The sequence below is a fragment of the Allobosea massiliensis genome, from assembly GCF_042655245.1.
Taxonomy (GTDB): domain Bacteria; phylum Pseudomonadota; class Alphaproteobacteria; order Rhizobiales; family Beijerinckiaceae; genus Allobosea; species Allobosea massiliensis.
The window spans coordinates 302,434-325,504 of record NZ_JBHSLU010000082.1 but is presented as its reverse complement, the minus strand read 5'-3'; the positions used below and the strand labels follow the sequence as shown (position 1 = coordinate 325,504).

Annotated in this window: 23 protein-coding genes and 1 riboswitch; of the genes, 15 read left to right on the top strand and 8 right to left on the bottom strand. The window is 68.9% G+C overall.

What is annotated here, in order from left to right; translation table 11 throughout:
• Positions 1–40 precede the first annotated feature (40 nt).
• From ACFPN9_RS23840 to ACFPN9_RS23830, 3 genes are read left to right on the top strand one after another with little or no spacing between them, the layout of a single operon-like run.
• Complete coding sequence (locus tag ACFPN9_RS23840; protein WP_066723244.1) at positions 41–559, top strand: (2Fe-2S)-binding protein; 519 nt, start codon at positions 41–43, stop codon at positions 557–559.
• Positions 556–1,581 (top strand): FAD binding domain-containing protein, encoded by a 1,026-nt coding sequence (locus tag ACFPN9_RS23835; RefSeq protein WP_066723250.1) that lies wholly within the window; start codon positions 556–558, stop codon positions 1,579–1,581. Before ACFPN9_RS23840 ends, ACFPN9_RS23835 begins: the two co-directional genes overlap by 4 nt.
• A 13-nt stretch (positions 1,582–1,594) precedes the next feature.
• Complete coding sequence (locus ACFPN9_RS23830) at positions 1,595–3,844, top strand: xanthine dehydrogenase family protein molybdopterin-binding subunit (protein WP_066723252.1); 2,250 nt, start codon at positions 1,595–1,597, stop codon at positions 3,842–3,844.
• 148 nt (positions 3,845–3,992) lie between these two features.
• Here the strand turns inward: ACFPN9_RS23830 and ACFPN9_RS23825 are convergent, their stop codons facing one another.
• The gene (locus ACFPN9_RS23825; RefSeq protein ID WP_156446613.1) at positions 3,993–4,313 is read right to left on the bottom strand and encodes a hypothetical protein; all 321 of its coding nucleotides are present in this window, start codon (positions 4,311–4,313) and stop codon (positions 3,993–3,995) included.
• 30 nt (positions 4,314–4,343) lie between these two features.
• Here ACFPN9_RS23825 and ACFPN9_RS23820 point away from each other — a divergent pair, with 30 nt between their 5' ends.
• Positions 4,344–5,582, top strand: coding sequence for an MFS transporter (locus ACFPN9_RS23820; RefSeq protein WP_066723260.1), 1,239 nt, complete (start codon positions 4,344–4,346; stop codon positions 5,580–5,582).
• A 22-nt stretch (positions 5,583–5,604) separates the two neighbouring features.
• Positions 5,605–5,826: a hypothetical protein gene (locus ACFPN9_RS23815; RefSeq protein WP_066723264.1), complete on the top strand. Its 222-nt coding sequence runs from the start codon at positions 5,605–5,607 to the stop codon at positions 5,824–5,826.
• On the opposite strand, the gene ACFPN9_RS23810 is transcribed toward ACFPN9_RS23815, so the two are convergent.
• The 6 genes from ACFPN9_RS23810 to ACFPN9_RS23785 all read right to left on the bottom strand — a co-directional run bounded on the left by ACFPN9_RS23810 (position 5,814) and on the right by ACFPN9_RS23785 (position 13,116).
• Positions 5,814–7,298, bottom strand: coding sequence for an ABC transporter ATP-binding protein (locus ACFPN9_RS23810; protein ID WP_066723268.1), 1,485 nt, complete (start codon positions 7,296–7,298; stop codon positions 5,814–5,816). The genes ACFPN9_RS23815 and ACFPN9_RS23810 overlap by 13 nt on opposite strands.
• On the bottom strand, positions 7,298–8,137 hold the full coding sequence (locus tag ACFPN9_RS23805; protein ID WP_066723271.1) for an ABC transporter permease: 840 nt from the start codon (positions 8,135–8,137) through the stop codon (positions 7,298–7,300). The genes ACFPN9_RS23810 and ACFPN9_RS23805 overlap by 1 nt, the downstream gene beginning before the upstream one ends.
• A complete protein-coding gene (locus ACFPN9_RS23800; protein WP_197426676.1) occupies positions 8,134–9,084 on the bottom strand; it encodes an ABC transporter permease in 951 nt (316 codons plus the stop codon). The genes ACFPN9_RS23805 and ACFPN9_RS23800 overlap by 4 nt, the downstream gene beginning before the upstream one ends.
• Before the next feature lie 31 nt (positions 9,085–9,115).
• Positions 9,116–10,654, bottom strand: a complete 1,539-nt coding sequence (locus ACFPN9_RS23795; RefSeq protein ID WP_066723277.1) for an ABC transporter substrate-binding protein — start codon at positions 10,652–10,654, stop codon at positions 9,116–9,118.
• 23 nt (positions 10,655–10,677) lie between these two features.
• Positions 10,678–11,481, bottom strand: a complete 804-nt coding sequence (locus ACFPN9_RS23790; protein WP_066723280.1) for a class I SAM-dependent methyltransferase — start codon at positions 11,479–11,481, stop codon at positions 10,678–10,680.
• Between the two features lie 127 nt (positions 11,482–11,608).
• A riboswitch (cobalamin riboswitch) is annotated at positions 11,609–11,804 on the bottom strand.
• Positions 11,805–11,889: 85 nt separating this feature from the next.
• The gene (locus ACFPN9_RS23785) at positions 11,890–13,116 is read right to left on the bottom strand and encodes a GTP-binding protein (RefSeq protein ID WP_377817715.1); all 1,227 of its coding nucleotides are present in this window, start codon (positions 13,114–13,116) and stop codon (positions 11,890–11,892) included.
• A 146-nt stretch (positions 13,117–13,262) separates the two neighbouring features.
• Here ACFPN9_RS23785 and ACFPN9_RS23780 point away from each other — a divergent pair, with 146 nt between their 5' ends.
• From ACFPN9_RS23780 to ACFPN9_RS23735, 10 genes are all read left to right on the top strand, one after another.
• On the top strand, positions 13,263–13,661 hold the full coding sequence (locus ACFPN9_RS23780) for a DUF2946 family protein (RefSeq protein ID WP_377817714.1): 399 nt from the start codon (positions 13,263–13,265) through the stop codon (positions 13,659–13,661).
• 121 nt (positions 13,662–13,782) lie between these two features.
• Positions 13,783–13,971, top strand: coding sequence for a hypothetical protein (locus tag ACFPN9_RS23775; protein WP_066723289.1), 189 nt, complete (start codon positions 13,783–13,785; stop codon positions 13,969–13,971).
• Between the two features lie 88 nt (positions 13,972–14,059).
• Positions 14,060–14,578 (top strand): YcnI family copper-binding membrane protein, encoded by a 519-nt coding sequence (locus ACFPN9_RS23770; RefSeq protein ID WP_066723292.1) that lies wholly within the window; start codon positions 14,060–14,062, stop codon positions 14,576–14,578.
• Positions 14,579–14,625: 47 nt separating this feature from the next.
• Positions 14,626–16,215, top strand: coding sequence for a copper resistance CopC/CopD family protein (locus tag ACFPN9_RS23765; protein WP_377817713.1), 1,590 nt, complete (start codon positions 14,626–14,628; stop codon positions 16,213–16,215).
• A gap of 28 nt (positions 16,216–16,243) precedes the next feature.
• The gene (locus ACFPN9_RS23760) at positions 16,244–16,726 is read left to right on the top strand and encodes a copper chaperone PCu(A)C (protein WP_066723300.1); all 483 of its coding nucleotides are present in this window, start codon (positions 16,244–16,246) and stop codon (positions 16,724–16,726) included.
• 20 nt (positions 16,727–16,746) lie between these two features.
• Positions 16,747–17,862, top strand: coding sequence for an ABC transporter substrate-binding protein (locus ACFPN9_RS23755; protein WP_066723302.1), 1,116 nt, complete (start codon positions 16,747–16,749; stop codon positions 17,860–17,862).
• Between the two features lie 91 nt (positions 17,863–17,953).
• The gene (locus ACFPN9_RS23750) at positions 17,954–19,063 is read left to right on the top strand and encodes an ABC transporter substrate-binding protein (RefSeq protein WP_066723304.1); all 1,110 of its coding nucleotides are present in this window, start codon (positions 17,954–17,956) and stop codon (positions 19,061–19,063) included.
• A 26-nt stretch (positions 19,064–19,089) separates the two neighbouring features.
• Positions 19,090–20,208, top strand: coding sequence for an ABC transporter substrate-binding protein (locus ACFPN9_RS23745; RefSeq protein WP_067254935.1), 1,119 nt, complete (start codon positions 19,090–19,092; stop codon positions 20,206–20,208).
• Positions 20,205–21,272 carry a FecCD family ABC transporter permease gene (locus tag ACFPN9_RS23740; RefSeq protein ID WP_082735064.1) on the top strand — a complete coding sequence of 356 codons (1,068 nt, stop codon included), beginning with the start codon at positions 20,205–20,207 and terminating at the stop codon, positions 21,270–21,272. The genes ACFPN9_RS23745 and ACFPN9_RS23740 overlap by 4 nt, the downstream gene beginning before the upstream one ends.
• Positions 21,269–22,024 (top strand): ABC transporter ATP-binding protein, encoded by a 756-nt coding sequence (locus ACFPN9_RS23735; RefSeq protein ID WP_066723310.1) that lies wholly within the window; start codon positions 21,269–21,271, stop codon positions 22,022–22,024. The genes ACFPN9_RS23740 and ACFPN9_RS23735 overlap by 4 nt, the downstream gene beginning before the upstream one ends.
• Before the next feature lie 24 nt (positions 22,025–22,048).
• On the opposite strand, the gene ACFPN9_RS23730 is transcribed toward ACFPN9_RS23735, so the two are convergent.
• Entirely contained in the window at positions 22,049–23,065 is a 1,017-nt protein-coding gene (locus ACFPN9_RS23730) for an amino acid ABC transporter substrate-binding protein (RefSeq protein WP_066723313.1), read from the bottom strand.
• Positions 23,066–23,071: the final 6 nt, after the last annotated feature.

The following is a 23,071-nucleotide window of genomic DNA, read 5'->3' as shown; positions in this document are numbered from 1 at the left end:
GCTGCGCCTTCCCGACATTCCGCCGAAGCAGGAGTTGCCCTTGCCCGCCCATGCCATCGTCGGGACGCAGACCGTTCCCATCGAGATCACGCTGAACGGTGAGCGCCGTTCGCTGGAGGTCTCCCCCGTTACCTCCCTGCTCGATCTGCTGCGGCACGATCTGGAGCTGACCGGCACGAAGAAGGGCTGCGATCACGGCCAGTGCGGCGCCTGCACCGTGCTGATCGACGGGCGGCGCATCAACAGCTGCCTGCAGCTCGCCGTGATGCAGGACGGCAAGTCGATCACCACCATCGAAGGGCTGGCCGCGGATAGCCGCCTGCACCCGCTCCAGCAGGCGTTCATCGAGCATGACGCCTTCCAGTGCGGCTATTGCACGCCGGGGCAGATCTGCTCGGCGGTGGCGCTGATCGAGGAGGGGCACGCGACCAGCCGTGAGGAAATCCGCGAGTTCATGAGCGGCAATCTCTGCCGCTGCGGCGCCTACACCAACATCGTCGATGCGATCGAGGACGTGGCGGGCCGGCAGCGCCGGCCGGTGCGGGAGGCCGCGGAATGAACCCGTATTCCTATCACCGCGCCGGCAGCATCGAAGACGCGGTCCGCGCACTCGCAGCCAGCCCCGACGCCCGGATCGTCGCGGGCGGCACCAATCTCATCGATCTGATGAAATACGGCGTCGAGACGCCGGCCGCGCTGGTCGACATCACCCGGATCGAGGCGCTGAACGGGATCGCGGAGACCGAGGATGGCGGGCTGCGGATCGGGGCGCTCGTGCCCAATACGGTTGTCGCCGAGGACGCCCGCATTGCGGAGCGCTACCCGCTGCTCGCCAGCGCGATCCTCGCCGGGGCGACGCCGCAGCTGCGCAATGCCGCGACCACGGGCGGCAATTTGAACCAGCGGACGCGCTGCTACTACTTCTACGACGTCAAGACGCCCTGCAACAAACGCGAGCCGGGCACCGGCTGCGGCGCGATCGGTGGCGTCAACCGGATCCATGCGATCCTGGGCGCAAGCGAGCACTGCATCGCCACACATCCCTCCGACATGTGCGTTGGGCTGGCGGCTCTCGGGGCGGAGGTCCGCATCCAGGGGCCCAATGGCGCGCGCAGCATTTCCTTTGCCGACTATCACCGTCTGCCGGGAGATGCACCGGAGCGCGACAACACGCTCCAGGCCGGCGAGATCGTGGAAGCCGTGATCCTGCCCGCCGATGCGCAGGCCTATGCCGCCCATCACAGCTATCTCAAGCTGCGCGACCGGCTCTCCTACGCCTTCGCGCTGGTCTCGGTGGCAGCCGCGCTCGACATCCGCGACGGGCAGATCGCTTCGGCCCGGCTGGCGCTGGGCGGCGTGGCGCACAAGCCGTGGCGACGCGAAGAGGCCGAAGCCCTTCTGGTCGGTGGCCGAGCCGACGAGGCAGCCTTCGCCGCGGCAGCGACGAGCCTGCTCGCGGGCGCTCAAGGTCATGAGCACAACGGCTTCAAGATCGACCTCGCCCGCCGCGCCATCCTCCGCAGCCTGCGACAGGCGGCCGCCGGCACGCCGCAATCGCAGACCGACAAGCGCATCGCGTGAAAGGCTTCCGATCATGCTGAAGAACGATCTCCATGTCGGCGCGCCCCGCAGCCGCGTCGACGGCCCTGCCAAGGTGACGGGCCAGGCCACCTATGCCGCCGAGTTCACGACGCCCGATCTGGCCCATGGCTACATCGTCGAAAGCGCGATCCCGCGCGGCCGGATCCGCTCGATCGACACCCGCGCCGCGGAAGCGGTCCCCGGCGTCGTGCGGGTGTTCACCCATGAGAACCGCCCGCGGACGGCCTGGTTCAGCTTCAGCTACCAGGACATGGTCGGCCCGCCGGGCAAGCCTTTCCGCCCGCTCTACAGCGACGAGATCCAGTATAGCGGCCAGCCGATCGCACTCGTTGTGGCGGAAAGCTTCGACGTCGCCCGCCACGCCGCTTCGCTGGTTGCCGTCGATTACGAGCGCACCGAGCACGAGACGGATCTCGGCCGGGCCCGGCACGACAGCTACGAGCCGCCGAAGAGGCGCCTGGGCATCGCCCCTCCGCCCAAGCCCAGAGGCGATGCGGCGGCCGCCTTCGGTGCCGCGCCGGTGCGGGTCGCTGGCGAATACGCGATCGCCGCGGAGTTCCACAACCCGATGGAGCCGCATGCGACGACGGTGATCCGGGGCGAGGACGGCAAGCTCACCGTCCACGACAAGACGCAGGGCGTGCAGAACAGCCAGGCCTATGTCGCCAGCGTCTTCGGCCTGTCGAAGGACGATGTGCGGGTCGTGGCGCCCTTTGTTGGCGGCGGCTTCGGCTCGGGACTGCGACCCCAGCACCAGCTTTTCCTCGCGGTGATGGCGTCCCTGGCGCTGGAGCGTCCGGTGCGCGTCGAGCTGACGCGCCAGCAGATGTTCGGCCATGTCCACCGGCCGGAGACGATCAACCTCGTCTCGCTCGGCGCCGGCGAAGATGGAAAGCTGCGCTCGATCCAGCATCAGGCGATCGCGGCGACGTCGCGGTTCGAGGACCATCAGGAGGTCGTCGTGAACTGGTCGGGCCTGCTCTATCCGGCCGAGCATGTCGATCTCCGCTACGAACTGGCCAAGCTCGATATCTATTCGCCCGGCGACATGCGGGCGCCCGGCGCACCGCTCGGGGTCTTCGCGCTGGAAAGCGCGATGGACGAACTCGCGGTCTCGACCGGCATCGACCCCGTCGAGCTGCGGCTGCGCAACTATGCCGAGCGGGACGAGAACGAGGACAAGCCCTTCACCTCCAAGGAGCTGCGCGAATGCTACCGCCAGGGCGCCGAGCGCTTCGGCTGGAGCCGTCGCGACCCGCGCCCCGGCTCGATGCGCGAGGGACATGAGCTGATCGGCTGGGGCATGGCCAGCGGCGTCTGGGAAGCGAACATGATGAAGACCTCGGCACGGGCCAAGCTCACGGCCGATGGTCGCCTCGCCATCGCCTGCGCGACTTCCGATATCGGCACCGGCACCTACACCATCCTCGCGCAGATCGCCGCGGATTCGCTCGGGCTGCCGATGGAGGCGGTCGAGGTCTCGCTCGGCGATTCGACCCTGCCGGATTCGCCGGTGCAGGGCGGGTCCTGGACCGCGGCGTCCGCCGGAAGCGCCGTCTCGGCGGCGTGCCTGAGCCTGCGCAAGGAGCTGCTGCGGCTGGCCGCGAAGATCGACGGCTCGCCCCTCGCCGAGGCCGGCCTCGGGGATGTCGCCTTCACGCAGGGCAGCATCCGCCTGATCGCCGATCCGGGCCGCGCAGTCCCGCTGGCGCAGGCGCTGGCGGCCGGCGGCAAGGAGAGCCTCGAGGCGACGGAATCGGCAGGTCCCGGCCTGATCGGCATGATGCTGCCGAAGAGCCATTCGTCCTACACGCATTCGGCCGTCTTCGCCGAGGTGCGGATCGACGAGGAGCTCGGCGTCCTGCGGGTCACCCGCATCGTCAGCGCGGTCGCGGCCGGGCGTATCCTCAATCCCAAGACGGCGCGCAGCCAGATCCTCGGCGGTGTGGTCTGGGGCGTCGGCATGGCGCTGCACGAGGAGGGGATGACCGATCACCGCCTCGGCCGCGTGATGAACCACTCGCTGGCCGAGTACCATGTGCCGGTGAACGCCGACATCCACGATATCGAGGTGATTTTCGTGGAGGAGGAGGATGAAAAGACCAGCCCGATCGGCGTGAAGGGGCTGGGCGAGATCGGCGTCGTCGGCACGGCGGCGGCGATCGCCAACGCCGTCCATCACGCGACGGGGAAGCGCATCCGCAATCTTCCCATCACGATCGACAAGATCCTCGCCGGCTAGGTTGCCGAGCGGCGTCGGACCCGCGCCCGGCGCCATGGCCGGGCCGCGATCATCGTGCTGTTATGGCGGCGAATCGCGCCCTGACACCGCCCCCTGCGTCGCCCTGGAAGAGACCGCGCATGCCGACCGCCGCCTCCGCCGCTACGCCTCAGAGCGTCCCCCGCTCGAAGCTGTCGATCGCGGCGCTGGCGAGGTCTCCGATGGATTGCGAGCCGTCAGCCATGAGCCGCACCACGATTCCGCCGAGTTTCGCCTTCGCCACCTGGTCGTCGTCGCGGAAGCGGCCCTGGCCGGCGAGGACGGCCCAGGCGCGGGCCTGGACGGCCTCGGCGACGAGCAACTCCTTCGAATTGAGAACCCCGGGAAAGCGGAAATCGGCGGTCTGCATAGGCGTGGCCTTCATCGTTGAGAGCGCGAGATATGATGCGGCGAGCGCCGCGCAACCCCACTCTCCCAAGGTCAGTTTCATGATGTGTCGCCCGCTCGCGGGCATTGCCCCATGACGACGCAGAAGCCCCCGACGGGTTCCGTCGCCGCGCTCGGCGCCATCGTCTCCGGCGCGCTTCTGCTGCAGCTTGCCGGCACCATCGTGAATATGGTCGTGCCCCTGCGCATGGCGGTCGCCGGTCAGCCGCCCCTGCTGATCGGCCTCGTCGCCTCGGCCTATTCGGTCGGATTTCTGGTCGGCTGCTTCGCGATGCCCTCGCTGGTGCGCCGGATCGGCCATATCCGGGCCTTCGCGGTCTTTGCGGCGTTGCAGGCGGCGGCGACGCTGAGCTTTCCGCTCATGTCCGAAACCTGGTGGGCTGCGCCGCGCCTGTTCATGGGGCTGGCCGCAGCCGGCCATGGGATCTGCATCGAGAGCTGGATCAGCGGCCAGGCCAGCGGGGCGCGGCGCGGGCGCATTTTCGGTGTCTACCAGCTGCTCAACCGTGTGGCGATGATCGGCTCCCAGCTCGGCGTCGGCTATCTCGCGATCCAGTCTCAGGACGTGTTTCTGCTGGCGAGCATGGTGTTCTCGATCGCGCTGATCCCGGTGGCGCTGACGCGGGCCCGCGGGCCGGAGTCGAGCGAGGTCGTCTCGGTCGGACTCAAGGCGCTCTGGCGGCAGGCGCCGGCGGCGGTGGTCGGCTGCCTCTATGTCGGGCTCGTCAGCGGTCCTCTCACCAGCGTCACGCCCGCCTATGGCATCCTGGCGGGGCTCGACCAGCGCGACACCATCCTGCTGACGGCCGGGATCCAGCTCGGCGCCCTCCTGATGCAATGGCCGATGAGCCTGCTCGCCGACCGGGTGGCCAGCCGCCCGATCATGCTCTGCGCCGTCAGCCTCGTCGCCGCTACGGCCTCCGCGCTGCTGATCATCCAGAGCGCCGAGCCATCGCAGGCGCGGTTCTGGATGTTCGGCCTGTTCGCGCTGATCGGCGGCTGCAGCGTGCCGCTCTACACCGTGGCGGTGACGCATGCCTATCTGCGGATCGGCCGCGAGCAGGCCGTGGGTCTTTCGGCCCAGCTCCTCTTCCTGTGGGGGACGGGTGCCGCGATCGGCCCCGTCGTCGCCACAGCCCTGATGCAGGTGCTGGGCGCCGGCGGGATGCTGGTCTATCTGATGGGACTGTCGGCGCTGGTGGCGATCTACATCGCGCTGCGGATCACGCGCAAACCCTCTCCCCTGATCCTCGACGGAGAGCGTGTGTCACCCGGGCCGACCATTCCCGAGATCGAACTGACGAAGCGCTAGCAGCGCCGCTGAGGAGCCCGCCTTGTCCAGCACTCCCTATTTCGACGGCGTCGTCATCGACCAGACCGATCGCAGCGCGCCGCTCGAGCTCGAGTTCGGCCGCTCGAGCGACTGGCAGGACGAGAACCTGATCTATCTCGTCGTCGACGGCCGTCCGCTGATCATGGACGATGCGACGGGGCGGCAGATCTACCGGGCGATGATGAAGCTCGGCGCCTTTCTCGGCTACGATCAGGCGCCCTGAAGCCCACGGGCATAGCCCGGCAGCGTCGTCACCCCCTCGCCCGCGCCGATATCGAGCACCTCGTCGGCCGTCGCCGCGAGCAGCGCCCGGTCATGGCTGATCAGGACGAGGCCGAGCCCTTCGCTGGCGACGATCTCGGAGAGCAGGGCCATGGTCTCGCGCTGGACCAGCGGATCGAGCCGCGAGGTCGGCTCGTCCGCAACGATCAGCGCGGGTTTCAGCAGCAGGATGCGCGCCAGCGCCAGGCGCTGCGCCTCGCCTCCCGAGACCTCGCCGGGGCGCCTCCCGAGCAGCTTGCGGTCGAGCCTCAGCCGCTCGAGCAGCGGCGGCAGCGCGTCATCGAGCGCGAGCCCCGGCACGACCTCGGCGAGATCGCCGAACTGGCGCGCGAAGCTGCGTCCGGGCAGAAAGACGCTCGCCGGGTCCTGATGGAGCTTCTGGTAGCGCTGGCGCAGGCGGCGCGCGCCGGCGCGATCGCGATAGGGCTCGACGCCCTGCCAGCTCACATGGCCCGCCGCCGGCGGCCGCAGGCCGAGCAGGATGTTGCCGAGCGTGGTCTTGCCGCAGCCACTGCGGCCGGTCAGGCCGAGAATGCCACCGGCGGGGACATGGATGTCGACGCCCGAGAAGAGCGGCGCGGCCCCGCTGAAGCCGAAGCCGAGACCATGGGCCGCGAGCACCGGCGCATCGAGATCGCAGCAGCGCAGGCAGGGCCGCCAGCCGGCCGGATCGGCCGCGAGCCAGGCCCGCGTATAGGGATGCTGCGGCGCGGCGAAGACGGACTCCGCCGGTCCCTGTTCCACGATCCGCCCGTCGCGCAACACGGCGAGGCTGCCGCCGAGCGCCCGGGCCAGCGCGACGTCATGGGTGATCACGAGCAGCGCGCGTCCGGCGCCTCCGAGCGCGGCCAGCAGCGAGGCGGATTGCGCGATGCGGGCGGCGTCGAGCCCCTTGGTCGGCTCATCGGCGACGACCAACGGCGCGCACCCGACGAGAGCGGAGGCGACGAGGACACGCTGGGCCATGCCTCCGGACAATTCGTCGGGGAAGGCGCGCCCGACGCGCGGCGGCAGGTCGACGGCGGCGAGCGCCTCCTGCGTGGTGAAGGCCGGCGCCGGGCGCGCGTCGGGCGAAGCGCGCAACTGCCCGGTGATCCGCATCGTCGGGTCGAGCGCGGCGCGTGGTTCCTGCGGCAGCAGCAGTGTCTCGCGTGACCAGAGCAGCCGCAGCAGCCCGGCCTGGCTGGCCTCGACCGGCGCATGCCCGTTGATGGCGATGCGGCCGCTGGCGGTGAAGCCCGCCGGCAGCAGGCCCATCACCGCCTGCGCGATCAGGCTCTTGCCGCTCCCTGTCTCGCCGATCAGGAGCAGCACGGAGCCACTGGCCAGCGTCAGGTCGATGTCGGAGACCAGAGCGGTACCGCTCCGGTCCCGGATCGTCAGTCCCGAAAGGACCAGTGCGGGCGCGGTCATCACATCTCCTCCGGCAAAGCGGGCGGCTCGGCGAGGGCCTGGCCGAGCAGCGTGGCCCCGAGCACGGCAAGGAAGATCGCCAGGCAGGGCGCAGCCATCTGGACGGGAGCCTCCGCCAGATAGGGCAGGAGCTCGCTGATCATCGCGCCCCATTCGGGTGTCGGCGGCTGCAGGCCCAGCCCGAGGAAGCCGAGCGCGGAGATCGACATGATCGCGGCGCCGAGCCCCAGCGTCGCCAGCGTCACCGTCTGGCGCAGCACCGGGGGCAGGACGTGGCGGCGCAGGATCGTCAGCGCCGGGAAACCGGCGAGGCGCGCCGCCTCGACATGGGGCTGCGCCAGCTCGCCGATGGCGATGGCACGCGCCATGCGCGCGAATTGCGGCCAGAGCGCGAGCTTGATGCCGATCAGCATGGGCAGGACGCCCCCGCCGAGGAAGCCGGAGATCAGCAGCGCCAGCAGGATACCCGGAAAGGCGAGCATCAGGTCGGCAAGGCGCATGATCGCGATGTCGGCGAAGCGGCCGGCATAGGCGGCGAGGAGGCCGAGCGCGAGGCCAACCCCCGTCGAAACCGCTACGCACAGCACGGCGATGCCGAGAGACCGCGATCCGCCATGCACCAGCCGCGCCGCGATGTCGCGGCCGAGATGATCGGTCCCGAGCCAATGCTTCGCGCTGGCGCCCTCCAGAGCGCTCAGAAGATCCTGGGCCGTGGGATCATGCTGCACCAGCCAGGGACCGACGAGCACCAGGGCTGCGACGACTCCCAGGATGGTCAGCGGAAAGACAAGCCGCCGCCGCGGCCGTTCGGAAGCCGGTAGCGCAAGGGAGAGCGTCATGCCGCGGCCACCTTGAGGCGTCGGGGATCGAGCCCGATGCAGGCGAGATCGGCGAGCAAATTCACGGCCGCATACATCGTCCCGATCACCAATCCCACACCCATGATCATCGGCACGTCGCGCGCGATCAGGGCCTTGACCAGCACCTCGCCCAATCCGGGATAGTTGAACAGCGTCTCGACGACGACGAAGCCGTCGACGACATAGGCAAATTGCAGGGCCGCGAAGGTGGCCACGGGGATCGCCGCGTTCCGTACGCCATGATGCAGGAAGGCGGAGCCCGCGCTGCGGCCGCGAATGCGCGCGAAGGTCATGTAGAAGGCGCTTCTGACCTCGACGACCGCATTCCGGATGATCCGCACCGAGAAGGCGGCGAGCCCCAAGGCCAGCGTCAGCGCCGGCAGCACCATATGTGCGCCGGTGCGGAAACCCGCCGGCGGCAGCCAGCGCAGCGTCAGAGCGAAGAGCGAGATCAGGCCGATGCCGACGAGAAAGCTCGGCATCGAGGCGAGCGCCACCGCCAGCGCATTGGTGCCCCGGTCGAGCCAGCCGCCGGGCCTGAAGCCGCAGGCGATGCCGAGCGGCAGCGCGATGGCGTAGGAGAGCAGCCAGCCCAGCGTGCCGAGCCCCAGCGTATGGCGGCCATGATAGGCGATTTCTTGCCAGACAGGCTTGCCCGTCACCCGCGAATGGCCGAGATCGCCCGTCGCGAGCCTCCCGAGCCAGGACACATACTGGACGGTGAGAGGGCGATCGAGCCCCTCCTCGCGGCGCACGCGTTCCGTCGTCTCGGCTGTAACGCGCTCGCCGACGCGCGCCGCCGAGATCGCGAGCGCGGTGTCGCCCGGCAGCGCGTGGACGAAAGCGAAGCAGAGGCTGGCCAGAAGCCAGGCCGTCAGCACCGCCTGCAGCACGCGCGAACCGACGAGGGTGCCGAACGTCCTCATGCCGCCCGGCCCGCCCATGACGAGATGCGACTCATTTCCACGCCATGCGCTCGATCAGATAGCGCATCTCGTAGGGGTCGATGCCGACGCCGCTCACTCGTTTCGACACGGCGACGTTGTGCTCGAACCAGGATACCGGGACACCGGGAGCCTCGTCGTGGATCAGGCGGATGATCTGGCCGCGCAGCTCGCTCTTCTTCGCCTCGTCGAAGCTCGCGATATAGGCGTCGGTGAGCGCCTTCATCCGGTCGCGCCCCTCCCAGCGCACCGTGCCCCAGGACGAACGTTCGCGGGTGAAGTCGGGGATGACCGTCGCGATCGGCTCGGGCACGTTGACATAGGTCCGGGCGACGAGCGTGAACTGCATCGTGCCGTCCTTGATCGCGGCGGGAACGCTTCCGCTCGCTCCGACCTCGATCGCCACATCCATGCCGATCTGCTTCAGTTGCGCCTGGATCGCGGCGGCCATGACCGGAAGCTCGGGGCGATTGGCGAGAGTCAGGAGCTTCGCCGCCAGTCGCACGCCGTCCTTGGAGCGGATCCCGTCGGGGCCGGCGGACCAGCCCGCCTCGTCGAGCAGCTTGCGCGCAGCAGCGGGGTCGAATGCGACTTTCGGCAAATCGGATCGGTGCCAGTTCGACAGGATCGGCGGCAGGAGCTGGCTCGCGCTCGAGTCGGGATGGCGCAGGATCGCGCGGGCGATGCCGTCGCGATCAATCCCCATCGCGATCGCCCGGCGCACGCGCCTATCCGAGAATTGCGGCAGGCCGCTGTCGAAGAACAAGGCGCGGATGCGCGGGATGGTGAGGCTCGCAACCTTGGTCTGCCCGGCCGCGTCGATGCGCGGGATCGCTGCCGGCGCCAGGGTATAGATGAGGTCGGCATCGCCGGCGATCGCGATATTGGCGCGGGTGTCGCCATTGACCACGGCCGTGTAACGCGCCTTCGCGATGGCGGGCTTGGCACGCGCATAACCCTCGAAGCGCTCCAGCTCCAGAGTCGTCTTGCCGTCGACCGAGACCAACTTGTAGGGGCCGGTGGCAACGATCTTGACCACCTTGCCATCGGGCCCATAGGCGGACGGCGCCAGCACGATCGAGGCGTAATCGCAGAGGAAAGCCGGCAGCACGCTGAAAGGCGTCTTCGTGCGGACGACGATCTCGTCGCCCTCGACCGTGATCGTGTCGAGCGGCACGGCCGAGAGGCTTTCACCCCGGAAGGACGTCTTCAGGCTGTCGGCGACGGCATCGGCCGTGACCGAGCTGCCGTCGTGAAAGGAGGCGCCCGCCCGGATTCTGAAGCGCCAGCTCAGCTTGTCCTCGGAGACACGCCAGCTCTCCGCGACTCCGCCGATGAGCTGCCCCTCCGGCTCCACCTGGACCAATGTCTCGCCGATCCCCATGCGGGCGAGGATGAAGCCCGTGTCGGCCGGATCGTTTGAGGTGTATTCCCAGGGCGCGACGACGCGCAGAACCGGCTCGCCCTGCTGGGCGGAGATCGGCTGGGAGGCCAAAGGCCAAGCGAGGGCGGTCGCGAGCAGCAGACGGCGCGTCAGGATGGTGATCGTCATGGTGGCTCTCCGGGAACCAGGCTTCAACGAGGTTTGCGGGCGGACAGGATGAAGGTGTCGTCATAGGTGGCTAGCAGGCGCAGTCGCTCGCTCCAGGAGGCGGCGGCGAATTGCCGGCGCTTGATGCCCGTCAAAGGGCCGGTGCGGATATCGGCGAAACCCGCCGCCTGCAGCATCGCCTGCAGGGCGGGGGCCTTCAGCCCGTCGCGGAAGAAGACACCGCGCATGATTCGCTGATGGGCCTGCTCGTCCCAGAGGCGCGGCGCGCCGGTCAGGCGATCCAGCCATTGCGAAAGGCGCTGGAGCAGCCTTGCGCGCCGCGAGCGGTTGACCCAGTCGCCATCGATCACGACCACGGCCCCGCCGGGCTTCAGCACGCGCAGCCAGTCGGCCAGCGCGGCCTGGGGATCGAGGAGGGTCCAGACCAGATGGCGGCAGATCACCAGATCGTAGCGGGCGTCCGGCATCATCGTGTTCTCGGCATCGCCGAGATGAAAGCGCACGGCGGAGCCACGATGTTTCGCCTTCGCCCGCTCGATCATCGGCTCGCAGAGATCGATGGCATCGACGCTGCAGCCGAAGCCGAGCAGCACCCGCGTGACCTCGCCGGTGCCGGAGGCGAGTTCGAGCACGCGGTCGCCCGGTCCGATCGGCGCATGGCGCGCGATCAGCCGCGACCAGGCGTCGAGTTCGCCGCGCGAGCGGATCTTATGGCCGTAGGAGAGATCGAAGGTCTCGGCGCGCTTCGACCAATAGGCACGAATCTCGTCCTTGAGGCCGAAATTCGAACCCGCTTGCGCGGCGTCTAGGGTTGATTCCTGCAGCATCCGTCACCGGGCTCCCGCGAGCGGGGAGCGGTCGGTGCTGTGGCGCCGTTGCGTTCCGGACGCGCGACAAGCCCGCGCGGGAGAGCGACCGTCATCAGAGCTCCTTCCGGGGCACCCCGCCCGGTCGATTGGCTTCACGACGTCGGCAGGTCTCCTGGCTCGCGGGTCGATGCTGCGTCCGGCCTTCCCGGGCGAACCCAGTGGCATGATCGAACGTCGCTCGCCGCTGACAGTTGCGGGGGCAGCTCCGGATTTGCGCCCTGACGGGCGCGCACCGGATTCCCTTTTGATCCCTCTCGGGAACCGACGCGGCGAAAAGAGCATGCCGGATGCTGCGCCGCAAGACAGAATGTCGCAGGCGGTCGCGGGCGCGGCGCAGCGCCCGGTCTTTTCGAGATCGCGCATGGCTTACGCGGCCTGCCGGTCCCAGGCCGGGAAGGGATCCTCGAGCGCGAGGAGGGACTGCGTCATGCCGGTTGCAGCGCTGCCGGTAAGGCAGGCGTCGAGCATCGCGCGGATGGCCGCCTCGTCCATCGCCTGCGTGCCGATGAAGACCAGTTCCTGGCGCCGGTCGCCCCAGGTCGGCGACCAGTGCCTGCGCATCAGCGAGACGAATTCCTCCGAGCGCGGCCAGCGCTCCTTGGGCACCGCCGCCCACCAGCTGCCCATGCCCTCGGTGCGGGTGATGCGGCCGGCGAGCGAATACTCCCCCACCCAGCGCGGCCGCGTCGCCAGCCAGAAATGGCCCTTGGCGCGGATCACACCTGGCAGGCGTTGCTCCAGGAGATCGTAGAGCTTGCGCGGGTTAAACGGGCGGCGGGCCCGGTAGACGAAGGAGCGGATGCCGTATTCCTCCGTCTCCGGGACGTGATCCTTGAAGCCGAACAGTTCCTTGTGCCAGAGCGGATGCTCCTGCGAGCGTTCCTCGCTGTAGAGCCTGGTGTCGAGCACGGCGGCCAGCGGCACGCGGCCGAAATCGGCCTCGACGATCCGGGCATCGCCGTTCAATCCGCGTACGACCTGCCGCACCTTCTCGCGCTGCTCGGGCGTGGCCTCGCCTATCTTGTTGATGACGACCACGTCGGCGAACTCGATCTGCTCGACCAGGAGATCGACCAGCGTGCGGCCATCGCCCTCGCCCGCCGTCTCGCCGCGGTCGGCCAGGAAGTCGCGGCTGTCGTAATCGGCCAACAGGTTGAGCGCGTCGACGACGGTGACCATCGTGTCGAGCCGCGCGACATCGTCCAGCGACTGGTCGTCCTCGTCGCGGAAGGAGAAGGTCGCCGCGATCGGCAAGGGCTCGGCGATGCCCGTGCCCTCGATCAGCAGGTAGTCGAAGCGCTTCTCGGCGGCGAGCCGGCGCACCTCGCTCAGCAGATCGTCGCGCAGCGTGCAGCAGATGCAGCCATTGCTCATCTCGACGAGCTTCTCTTCGGTCTGCGACAGCCCTGCCCCGCCCTCGCGCACCAGGTCGGCGTCGATATTGACCTCGCTCATGTCGTTGACGATCACCGCGACGCGCTTGCCCTCGCGGTTGTTGAGAATGTGGTTCAGCAGGGTCGTCTTGCCGGCGCCGAGGAAGCCGGAAAGCACGGTCACGGGCAGGCGGCGGTCGATGAACAGGGCCTCGGTCATGGCGGGCAGTCCCAGGAGTGATCGTCGAATTTTGTTACAGTATAACATTACTCGGTTGTCAACGGCCCCGGTGGACAAGCCGCCGCAGCCCCGCCTCTTTGACAGACGCCGCCCCGGTGCTAGGAAGCGAGCCGGGAGACCCGTCCTTGTCCGCAGTCCGCCAGAGCGCAGCATCTCGCCGTTGGGTCGCGATCATCGCGGCCTATCTGCTCGTGCTGCAGGCGTTGTTCACCGGGCTGGCCTCCGGCGCCCATGCCGCGAGCACGAGCCTCGACCGGTCGATGGCTCTGGCGCTCTGTGCGCCGGGCGAAATGCCGGCACCCTCGGCGTCCGACCAGGGCGCAGCCCAGCATGACCGGACCAGCTGCTGCGTGATCGGCTGTGCCCTCACGGGCGGCGGCCTGCCCGCGCCGGCCGCGAGTTTCCTGCCGGTCATCCACCGCCCCGTCGATCTCGTGGCCTTCGCGCGCCATCTCGACGCACCGCAGGGCTATGTCGCCGGCCGTTCGCCGGCCAAACCACGCGCGCCGCCGTCCGTGGCCTGATTTCGCCCGCGCGCATCCGCCAGGATGCCCGCTGGCCTTCATGCCCCCGGACCAAGGCCGGCGCAGGCTGATCCCCCGCGATCATGACCTGCAGCCGTGCCGAGCAGCACGGACACCCTCCATGCACCTCCATCCGCTGACGCGCCTGTGTGCGTGTTTCGCGACGGGTCTGCTGATCGCAGCCGTCGTGCTGATCGCGGTCGATCGTGCCGTTCCGCTCGAACCGGCGCTCAAGATCGCCTGGCTCTGGCTCGGCGGCAACGCCGCGGTCGCGCTGTCGCACATCCTGCCCGTGCTGCTGCGCGGCTGATCCGCAACGGCGCCCGCCCGCCGCTGCCTCGCCTTTCCCACTGCCATCGTACGGCCCTGCGGGGCCTCGTCACCCAAAGGACAGTCTCATGTCGATCCGCACAGTTCTTGCCACCCTCGCCGCGCTCATCGCCGGCCCCGCTTTCGCCCATGTCACGCTGGAGACGCAGACAGCGCCCGTCGGCTCGACCTACAAGGCCGTGGCGCGCGTGCCCCATGGCTGCAAGGGTGCCGCCACCATCAAGGTCCGCGTACAGATTCCGGAAGGTGTGATTGCGATCAAGCCGATGCCGAAGGCCGGCTGGACGCTGGAGACCGTCAAGGGCGCGTACGCGAAATCCTATGACTACTACGGCACGCCAACCTCCGAGGGTGTCAAGGAAGTGGTCTGGAGCGGCGGCAAGCTGCTCGACGAGCATTATGACGAGTTCGTTTTCCGCGGTTACCTGACGACCGACCTCAAGCCCGACACGATGCTTTACATTCCGGTCGTGCAGGAATGCGAGGGCGGTGGCGTCGAGCGCTGGATCGAGATCCCCGCCGCCGGCAAGGTCTCCGACGACTACAAGTTCCCGGCTCCGGGCTTGAAGCTCGCCCCCAAGAAGTGAACCGAAACCCGCGACCGGGCCCTCGGGCCCGGCCGCCAGGAACCGTCATGGCCGCTCGCCTGCGTCTCTTCCTCGTCCTGATCGGACTGCTTGCCGCTGCCCTCGCCCCGACGAGCGGCGCGTTCGCGCATGCGGCACTGAACGGCGCGAGCCCGGCGGATGGCAGCGTGCTTCCTTCAGCCCCGTCCGAACTGACGCTGACCTTTAGCGAGCCGGTGTCGCCGCTGGCGCTGCGGCTGATCGGACCTGACGGGCAGGCGAGGCCGCTCGATCGTTACCAGCTCCGCGACCAGATGCTCGTCATCTCCGCGCCCGGGGCGCTCGGGGCGGGCACGCATGTCCTGAGCTGGCGTGTGGTTTCGGCGGATGGCCACCCCGTCGGCGGTTCGGTCCTGTTCTCGATCGGCGCGCCGAGCGCGACGGCGCCGATCGCGGAGGCACAGGCCGGTGTCTCGGTGCGGATCCTGCTTTGGGCCAGTCGCGTCGCCCTCTATCTCGGCCTGTTCATCGGCTGCGGCGGCGCCGTCTTCGCGGCCTGGGTCGCTCCGCTTCCGCCCGCGGCGCGGAGCGGCATCAACGCCGCCCTGCTGCTGGGCCTGGCCGCGTTGCCGACATCGCTCGGCGCCCAGGGGCTCGATGCGCTGGGGGCGGATCTCGGCGCGCTGCTCCAGCCAACCGTCTGGCGCGCCGCCCTCGCAACCAGTTTGTCGTTGATGCTCGCGATCGCCGCCGTCGCGCTGGCGACCGGGTTCCTGGCGCTGTGGTCGGCAGGGCTGGCAGGGCGCATCGCCGGCCTCTTAGGCGCCGGCCTTGCGGGTCTCGCCCTGGCGTCGAGCGGCCATGCCAGCGCCGCCAGCCCGCAGGCGCTGATGCGGCCGGCGGTGTTCCTGCACGTGGCCGGCGTCGCGCTCTGGGCCGGCGCCCTGCTGCCGCTGGCCAAAGCCCTGAACAAGCCCGACGCAGCCGCGACGCTGCGGCGCTTTTCCTCGCGCATCCCCGCCGTCATCGCGATGCTGCTCGGCAGCGGGCTCGTGCTCGCGGTGGTGCAGGTTGAACGGCCCGCCGGGCTGATCGAGACGAGTTATGGCCGCGTGCTGCTGGCCAAGCTCGGGCTGGTCGCGCTTGTAATGGGGCTCGCCGCATTCAACCGCTGGCGGCAGACGTCGCAGGTCGAGGCGGGACGGCTTTCCGCTCGTCGCGTCATGGCGCGCATCGTCACCGTGGAACTCGCCCTGATGCTTGCGATCTTCGGCACGGCGGCGCTGTGGCGCTTCACCCCGCCGCCGCGGGCGCTTGCCATCGCGTCCGCGCAGCCGGCGACCATCCATATCCACACGCTCAAAGCGATGGCCGACATGACCCTGACGCAGGGTCGCGCCGGCCCCGTCGCCATCGCGATCGTGCTGATGAACGGCGAATTCGGACCGCTGCCGGCGAAGGAGCTCTCGCTCTCCTTCGCCAACGCAGCCGCCGGCATCGAGGCGATCGAGCGCCCAGCGATTCGCGGCACCGATGGTGTCTGGCGGATCGAGGGTCTCAGCCTGCCGCGCCCCGGCCGCTGGAGCGTCGAGCTCGCCATCCTGATCTCGGACTTCGAGATGATCCGCCTCACCGAAACGGTCGAGATCCGGCCTTAGAACTGCCCGCAACCAACGGAGAAACACGATGAACAAGCCTGTCCACTATCTCGCCGCCGCGATGCTGACGCTAACCAGCGTGGTGGCACTCGCGCATGACTACACGCTCGGCTCGCTCAAGATCGACCATCCGTGGACGCGGGCGACCCCCGGCGGCGCCAAGGTCGCCGGCGGCTATCTCACCGTCCAGAACAACGGCAGCGCGCCCGACCGCCTGATCGGCGGTTCGTCCGAGATCGCCGGCCGCGTCGAGATCCATGAGATGGCGGTGAAGGACGGCATCATGACGATGCGGCCGCTGGACAAGGGCCTCGAGGTCAAGCCCGGCGAGAAGGCCGAGCTGAAGCCCGGCGGCTACCACATCATGTTCATGGAGCTGAAGCGCCCGCTGAAGGAGGGCGAGCGCGTCAAGGGCACGCTGCAGTTCGAGAAGGCCGGCACGGTCGCGGTCGAATTCGCCGTCCAGGGCGTCGGCGCCCGCGACACCGGCCACACCGGCCACAAGCACTGAACGGCGGAGCGCGACCCGTCATGCATCTCTCGTTCAAATCGGTTCTGGCCGGCGCGGCACTGCTGGCCTCCTCCCTGGCCGCGCTCGCCGCCCCCACCGAGATCACCGACGCGCTCGGCCGCAAGGTCACGGTCGATCTGCCGGCCAAGCGCCTGGTGGTGAACTTCAATTTCGAGGAGTTCACCGCCGTCGGCGGCGTCGAGGCCTGGCAGAAGGTCGTCGGCATCTCGCGCGGCCCCTGGGAAGGCTGGCGGCCCCTGATCTTCAACCGCTACAAGGCGGTGATTCCCAATCTGGCCGCCATGCCGGATGTCGGCTTCACCGAGGACAACAGCCTCAGCGCCGAGAAGATCATCGGGCTCAAGCCGGACGTGCTGCTCATGTCCGAATGGGGCTACAAGGCCGCCAAGCCTCAGATGGACCAGATCGAGGGTGCCGGCATCCCGATCGTGGTCATCGACTACAACGCCCAGCTGCTCGAGCGGCACCTCGCCTCGACCCGGGCGCTCGGCAACGTCACCGGCCAGGAGGCGCGGGCCGAGGAGTTGGCGACGCTCTACCAGAGCCGGTACGAGGACGTGCTCGCCCGCGTCGCAAAGGCCAAGGCGGCCGGCGCCCCGACCAAGAAGGTCTATGTCGAGCTCGGCCAGGCCGGGGCCGAGACGATCGGCAACACCTACAACAACACGATGTGGGGCAAGATCATCACCACGCTGGGAGCGGAGAACATCGCCACCGGCAAGATTCCCGGGCCCTGGGGACCGCTCAATGCGGAAGCCGTGATCGCCGAGAACCCTGACCTGATCCTCATGGCGTCGTCCTCCTGGGTGAACCGGCCCAAGGCGGTTCGCACCGGCTACGACATCCCCGAGAGTGAAACCCGCGCCAGCCTGCTTCCTTATGCACAACGCCCCGGCTGGGCCGATCTCAAGGCGATCAAGGCGGGCGACATCAACGCCATCGAGCACGGTCTCGCCCGCACGCTCTATGACTTCGTGGCGATGCAATACATCGGCAAGCGGCTCTATCCGGAGGCTTTCGCCGACGTCGATCCGGTCGCGTCCTTCAAGGCCTATCACGAGAAGTACCTGCCGATCTCCTTCAGCGGCACCTGGATGCTGCCGCTGAAGCCCTGAGCCCGGCACGTCTCGCTCAGCGGAGTCGCGCCCCCGGCCGCGGCTCCGCACCGGCTCTCGTTCGTCACCATCGCGCCTCCCGGAGACTTCCATGATCGCCCCTTTCAGGGCCCTGCTCGTCGCAGCAGCGCTTCTCGTCAGCCCCTTCGCCGCGACCGCCGCCCCGACCGAGATCACCGACGCGCTCGGCCGCAAGGTCGCGGTGGAGCTCCCTGCCAAGCGCCTCGTGGTGAATTTCAACTTCGAGGAGTTCACGGCGGTGGCCGGCGTCGCGGGCTGGCAGAGCGTCGTCGGCATGTCGCGCACGGCCTGGGAAGGCTGGCGGCCGTCCATCTTCAAGCGCTACACGGCGGTCATCCCCAATCTGGCGGCGATGCCGGATGTCGGCCTGATCGAGGATGGCAGCTTCAGCGCGGAAAAGCTGATCGCGCTCAAGCCGGACGCCTTCCTGGTGGCGGACTGGATGTTCACCGCGCTCGGCAGCGAGCGGGAGCGGATCGAGGCGGCGGGCATCCCGATTCTGGTCATCGACTACAACGCCCAGATCCTGGAACGCCACCTCGCTTCGACCCGCGCGCTCGGCAAGGTCACGGGCAATGACGCCCGCGCCGAAGAACTCGCGACCTTCTATGAGAGCCAGTATCGCGATGTGCTCGCCCGCGTCGCGAAGGCCAAGGTCGCGCGCAAGCCGCGCACCTATGTCGAGGTCGGGCCCGACGGCGCCGACACGGTCGGCGTCAGCTATGCGACGACGATGTGGGGCAAAATCCTGACGCTTCTGGGCAGCGAGAACATCGCGGTCGGCAGGCTGGCCGGCGCCTCGGGGCGGATGAATCCGGAGGCCATCATCGCGGCCGACCCGGATGCGATCTTCATCGCCGGCTCGTCCTGGGCGAACAAGCCCAAGGCGGTGAAGACCGGCTACGAGATGAGCGAGGAGCAGACCCGCGCCTCGCTCGCTCCCTATGCGGCGCGGGCCGGCTGGGCCGATCTGACCGCTGTCCGCGCCGGCAATGTCAACGCGATCGAGCATGGCTTGAGCCGCTCGCTCTTCGACTTCGTGGCGATGCAGTACATCGGCAAGCGGCTCTATCCGGAGGCTTTAGCCGACGTCGATCCGGCGGCGTCCTTCAAGGCCTATCACGCGAAATACCTGCCCGTTTCCTATGGCGGCACCTGGATGCTGCCGTTGAAGCCCTGATCCGCAGCACCGAGACGAGGCTTCTCATGTCCACCCCATCCGCTCCACTGACCCGCCGCGCCGCGTTGGCGCTCCCGCTGGTCGCCACCCTGCCCCGGCCTGCGCAGGCGGCGATCAGCATCACCGACGCTGTCGGCCGCAAGGTCGAGCTGACCAAACCCGCCGAGCGGGTCGTGATCGCCTTCTATCTGGAGGAGTTCACCGCGATCGGCGGGGCGGCCGGCTGGGAGCGCGTCGTCGGCTTCCGCAAGCATCAATGGGCGGTCAACCGCGCCAAGACCTATGAGCGCTTCGTCGCGGCAATCCCGCGCCTTGCCGCGCTGCCCGATGTCGGGCTGGGCGAGAACGAGGTGCTTGTGCCGGAGAAGGTGCTCGCGCTGCGGCCCGACCTCGTGATCGTGCCGCCCTGGGCGATGACGGGAGCGAGCGCGGTTACGGCCGCGATCGAAGCGGCGGGCATCCCCATCCTCGTCGCCGACTACAATTCGCAGAGCCTCGAAAAGCACATCGCCAGCACCATCGCGATCGGACAGGCGATCGGCGCCGAGGCGCGGGCGCGGGAACTGGCCTCGCTCTACGAGACGCAGATCGCCGACATCCGCCGTCGGGCTGCCTTGGCCCAGGGGCCCAGGCCCAAGGTCTATATCGAGATCGGTTGGCTCGGCGCCGGCGAGTTCGGCAGCACCTATAAGGACACGATGTGGGGCCGCATGCTCGACACGATCGGCGCCGACAACATCGCCAATGCGGCGCTGGCGCAGCCGGCCGGCTTCGTGCCGATCGCACCCGAGAAGGTCTTGGCCGCGGCGCCGGACCACATCTTCATCACCGGCTCGTCCTGGGCCAACCGGCCCCATGCGGTGCGTCTCGGCTACGATGTCAATCCCGAGACGGCCCGCGCCAGCTTGCGGCCCTATCTCGCGCGCCCCGGCTGGGACGCGCTGCCCGCGGTCAGGGCGGGAAATGTCTACACCGTCGAGCATTCGCTGGTGCGCTCGCTGACCGACTGGATCTCGCTGCAGTTCATCGCCAAGCAGATCTATCCCGAGCCCTTCGCCGACATCGACCCGGTCGCCTCGCTACGGGCGTTTCATGAGCGCTTCCTGCCCATCCCGTTCGAGGGCACCTGGATGTTGCGGTTATGAGCGCCATGCTGAACGAGGGGTCCGGGGGCGCATCATCGCTGACCGCGACCTATGCCGCGATGGGCACGCGCCGCGTCGCGGTGCTCGCCATCGGCTGCGTCGCCATTCTGGTCAGCCTCGTGCTCGACGTCGCGACGGGGCCGGCCTTCCTGCCGGTCGGCGCCGTCGCGAAGTCTGTGTTCGGGCTGGCGCAAGACCGGACGGTCGACGCCATCGTCTGGTCGATCCGCCTGCCGATCGCCTTCGTCGCGCTCGTGGTGGGGGCGGCGCTGGGTCTGTCCGGCGCGATCATGCAGACGATCCTGAACAACCCGCTGGCGTCGAGCTACACGCTCGGCGTCTCGGCCGGGGCCGGCTTCGGGGCGGCGCTGGTCATCGTGCTCGGCGTCGCCATGTCGGTGCCCGAGGCCTGGGGCATCCCGCTGATGGCCTTCCTCTTCGCGGCCATCGCCTGCGCGGGGGTCTACGGCATCGGCCAGGCGCGGGATTCCTCGCCCGAGATGCTGGTGCTGGCGGGCATCGCGCTGCTCTTCCTGTTCCAGGCGCTGCTGGCGCTCCTGCAGTTCGTCGCCTCGCCCGAGGCGCTGCAGCAGATCGTGTTCTGGCTGTTCGGCTCGCTGCAGAAGGCGAGCTGGAGCAAGCTCTGGATCATCACGATCGTGCTGGCGGCCTGCATCCCCGTCCTCATCATCGATGTCTGGAGGCTCACCGCGTTGAAGCTCGGCGACGAGCGGGCGCGGGGGCTGGGCGTCGATGTCCGGCGGCTGCGGCTGCGCTCCTTCGTGCTGATCTCGGCCCTGACCGGGGTCGCCGTCGCCTTCGTCGGGACGATCGGCTTCGTCGGGCTGGTCGCCCCGCATATCGCGCGGATGCTGGTCGGCGAGGACCAGCGCAGCTTCCTGCCGGCCTCGGCGCTCTCTGGCGCGCTGCTGCTCTCGCTGGCGTCGATCGCCAGCGAGACGGTTCTGCCCGGCGCGATCGTGCCGATCGGTATCGTCACCTCGCTGATCGGCGTGCCCTTCTTCGTCTGGCTGATCCTGCGCAACCGGAGGGCCTTCTGGTGAAGCTGACCGTCGAAGGGCTGAGTGTCCGCTACTGCACGACACAGGCGATCGACGCGCTGGACGTCGCGGCCCATCCCGGCGAGGTGCTCGCCGTCATCGGGCCCAACGGCTCGGGCAAGTCCTCGCTGGTCAAGGCCGTCGCCGGGCTGGTGAAGCATGACGGCGTGATCAGGTTCGACGGCTCGCCGGTCAGGCCGGAGCGGATCGGCTACATGCCGCAGGACATCGGCGCGCGCGCCGCGCTGACCTTGCTGGAGGCCGTGCTGCTCGGGCGTCTCGGACGGCTGGGCCTGCGGGTGCGGCCCGACGATCTCGCCGCGGTCGAGGCGGTTCTGGGCGAGCTTGCCCTCAAGCCGCTCGCCTCGCGCTATCTCGGCGAGCTCAGCGGCGGCCAGCGCCAGCTCGTCTTCCTGGCTCAGGCACTGGCCTCGGAACCTTCGCTGCTGCTGCTCGACGAGCCGATCAGCGCGCTCGACATCCGCCACCAGCTCGAGGTGATGGAGATCGTGCTGCGCATGACCCGCGCGCGGTCCCTGACCACGCTCGTCATCCTGCACGATCTCAACATTGCCGCACGCTTCGCCGACGCGGTCATGGTCATGCGCCAGGGCCGGCTGGTGTGCTGCGGCAAGCCGGAGGGGGTGATCGATGCAGCCATGGTCGCCTCGGTCTTCGGCGTCGAGGCGAGTCTGTCCATCGATCCGCAGGGGCGCCTGATCGTCACGCCGCTGCGGGCGCTCGCGGCGGCCTGAGGCTGCCGCAAGCGCCGGACCGTCTCACCGGAAGGGCGGGCTGTATTGCAGGCCGCCTTGCGTCCAGAGCGCGTTGGGGCCACGGGCGAGCTTCAGCCGTGACTGGCTGCCGAGATAGCGGTCGAAGGATTCGCCGTAATTGCCGACGGTCGCGATGATGCGCACGACCCAGTCATTGGTCACGCCCATCGCCTCGCCGAACTTGCCGTCCAGACCGAGGAAACGCCGGATTTCGGGATTGGCCGATTTGGTCATCTCGCGGACATTGGCCTGGGTGACCCCCAGTTCCTCGGCATTGACCAGCGCCGCGACTGTCCAGCGCACGAGATTGAACCAGCCCTCGTCGCCGGTGCGGACCCAGGGACCGAGCGGCTCCTTGGAGATGACCTCCGGCAGAACCACATGCCCGTCGGGATTCTGCAGCTTGAGCTTCACCGCGGCCAGTGCAGAGACGTCCGTGGTGTAGGCATCGCAGCGGCCGGCCTCATAGGCCTTCAGCGCCTCCTCCGAGGTCGAGAAGGCGGCGGGCTCGTATTTCATGCCGAGCTTGCGGAAATAGTCGGCGAGGTTGAGTTCGCTGGTCGTGCCCTGCGCCACGCAGATCGAGGCGCCGTCGAGCTTGGTGGCGCTGGCGACGCCGAGCGTCTTCGCCACCATGAAGCCCTGGCCGTCATAGTAGTTCACCGCCGTGAAGGTGACGCCCTGGCCGAGATTGCGCGACAGGGTCCAGGTCGTGGTGCGCGGGAGAACGTCGATCTCGCCGCCCTGCAGCGCGATCAGCCGGTCCTTCGAGGTCAGCGGCACGAACTTCGCCCTGTCGGGGTCGTTGAAGATCGCGACCGCCAGCGCCCGGCAGATGTCGATATCGAAGCCGTTCCAGCGCCCCGCCGCATCCTGGATCGAGAAGCCGGCGACGCCAGGGCTGGTGCCGCAGATGATGTGGCCGCGCTCCCTGATCTTGGCGAGCGTCGGGCCCGTCTGGGCTGAGGCCGGCAGGGTGGCGGCCGCCAGCGCGGCCAGGCCGAGAATCCAGTGCTTCATCGTCTT

Excerpts from the sequence above, each read along its gene's own strand:
- ACFPN9_RS23835 (WP_066723250.1), top strand. The coding sequence starts at position 556 with ATGAACCCGTATTCCTATCACCGCGCCGGCAGCATCGAAGACGCGGTC.
- ACFPN9_RS23830 (WP_066723252.1), top strand. The coding sequence starts at position 1,595 with ATGCTGAAGAACGATCTCCATGTCGGCGCGCCCCGCAGCCGCGTCGAC.
- ACFPN9_RS23825 (WP_156446613.1), bottom strand. The coding sequence starts at position 4,313 with ATGAAACTGACCTTGGGAGAGTGGGGTTGCGCGGCGCTCGCCGCATCA.
- ACFPN9_RS23820 (WP_066723260.1), top strand. The coding sequence starts at position 4,344 with ATGACGACGCAGAAGCCCCCGACGGGTTCCGTCGCCGCGCTCGGCGCC.
- ACFPN9_RS23810 (WP_066723268.1), bottom strand. The coding sequence starts at position 7,298 with ATGACCGCGCCCGCACTGGTCCTTTCGGGACTGACGATCCGGGACCGG.
- ACFPN9_RS23805 (WP_066723271.1), bottom strand. The coding sequence starts at position 8,137 with ATGACGCTCTCCCTTGCGCTACCGGCTTCCGAACGGCCGCGGCGGCGG.
- ACFPN9_RS23800 (WP_197426676.1), bottom strand. The coding sequence starts at position 9,084 with ATGAGGACGTTCGGCACCCTCGTCGGTTCGCGCGTGCTGCAGGCGGTG.
- ACFPN9_RS23795 (WP_066723277.1), bottom strand. The coding sequence starts at position 10,654 with ATGACGATCACCATCCTGACGCGCCGTCTGCTGCTCGCGACCGCCCTC.
- ACFPN9_RS23790 (WP_066723280.1), bottom strand. The coding sequence starts at position 11,481 with ATGCTGCAGGAATCAACCCTAGACGCCGCGCAAGCGGGTTCGAATTTC.
- ACFPN9_RS23785 (WP_377817715.1), bottom strand. The coding sequence starts at position 13,116 with ATGACCGAGGCCCTGTTCATCGACCGCCGCCTGCCCGTGACCGTGCTT.
- ACFPN9_RS23775 (WP_066723289.1), top strand. The coding sequence starts at position 13,783 with ATGCACCTCCATCCGCTGACGCGCCTGTGTGCGTGTTTCGCGACGGGT.
- ACFPN9_RS23770 (WP_066723292.1), top strand. The coding sequence starts at position 14,060 with ATGTCGATCCGCACAGTTCTTGCCACCCTCGCCGCGCTCATCGCCGGC.
- ACFPN9_RS23765 (WP_377817713.1), top strand. The coding sequence starts at position 14,626 with ATGGCCGCTCGCCTGCGTCTCTTCCTCGTCCTGATCGGACTGCTTGCC.
- ACFPN9_RS23760 (WP_066723300.1), top strand. The coding sequence starts at position 16,244 with ATGAACAAGCCTGTCCACTATCTCGCCGCCGCGATGCTGACGCTAACC.
- ACFPN9_RS23755 (WP_066723302.1), top strand. The coding sequence starts at position 16,747 with ATGCATCTCTCGTTCAAATCGGTTCTGGCCGGCGCGGCACTGCTGGCC.
- ACFPN9_RS23750 (WP_066723304.1), top strand. The coding sequence starts at position 17,954 with ATGATCGCCCCTTTCAGGGCCCTGCTCGTCGCAGCAGCGCTTCTCGTC.
- ACFPN9_RS23745 (WP_067254935.1), top strand. The coding sequence starts at position 19,090 with ATGTCCACCCCATCCGCTCCACTGACCCGCCGCGCCGCGTTGGCGCTC.
- ACFPN9_RS23740 (WP_082735064.1), top strand. The coding sequence starts at position 20,205 with ATGAGCGCCATGCTGAACGAGGGGTCCGGGGGCGCATCATCGCTGACC.
- ACFPN9_RS23730 (WP_066723313.1), bottom strand. The coding sequence starts at position 23,065 with ATGAAGCACTGGATTCTCGGCCTGGCCGCGCTGGCGGCCGCCACCCTG.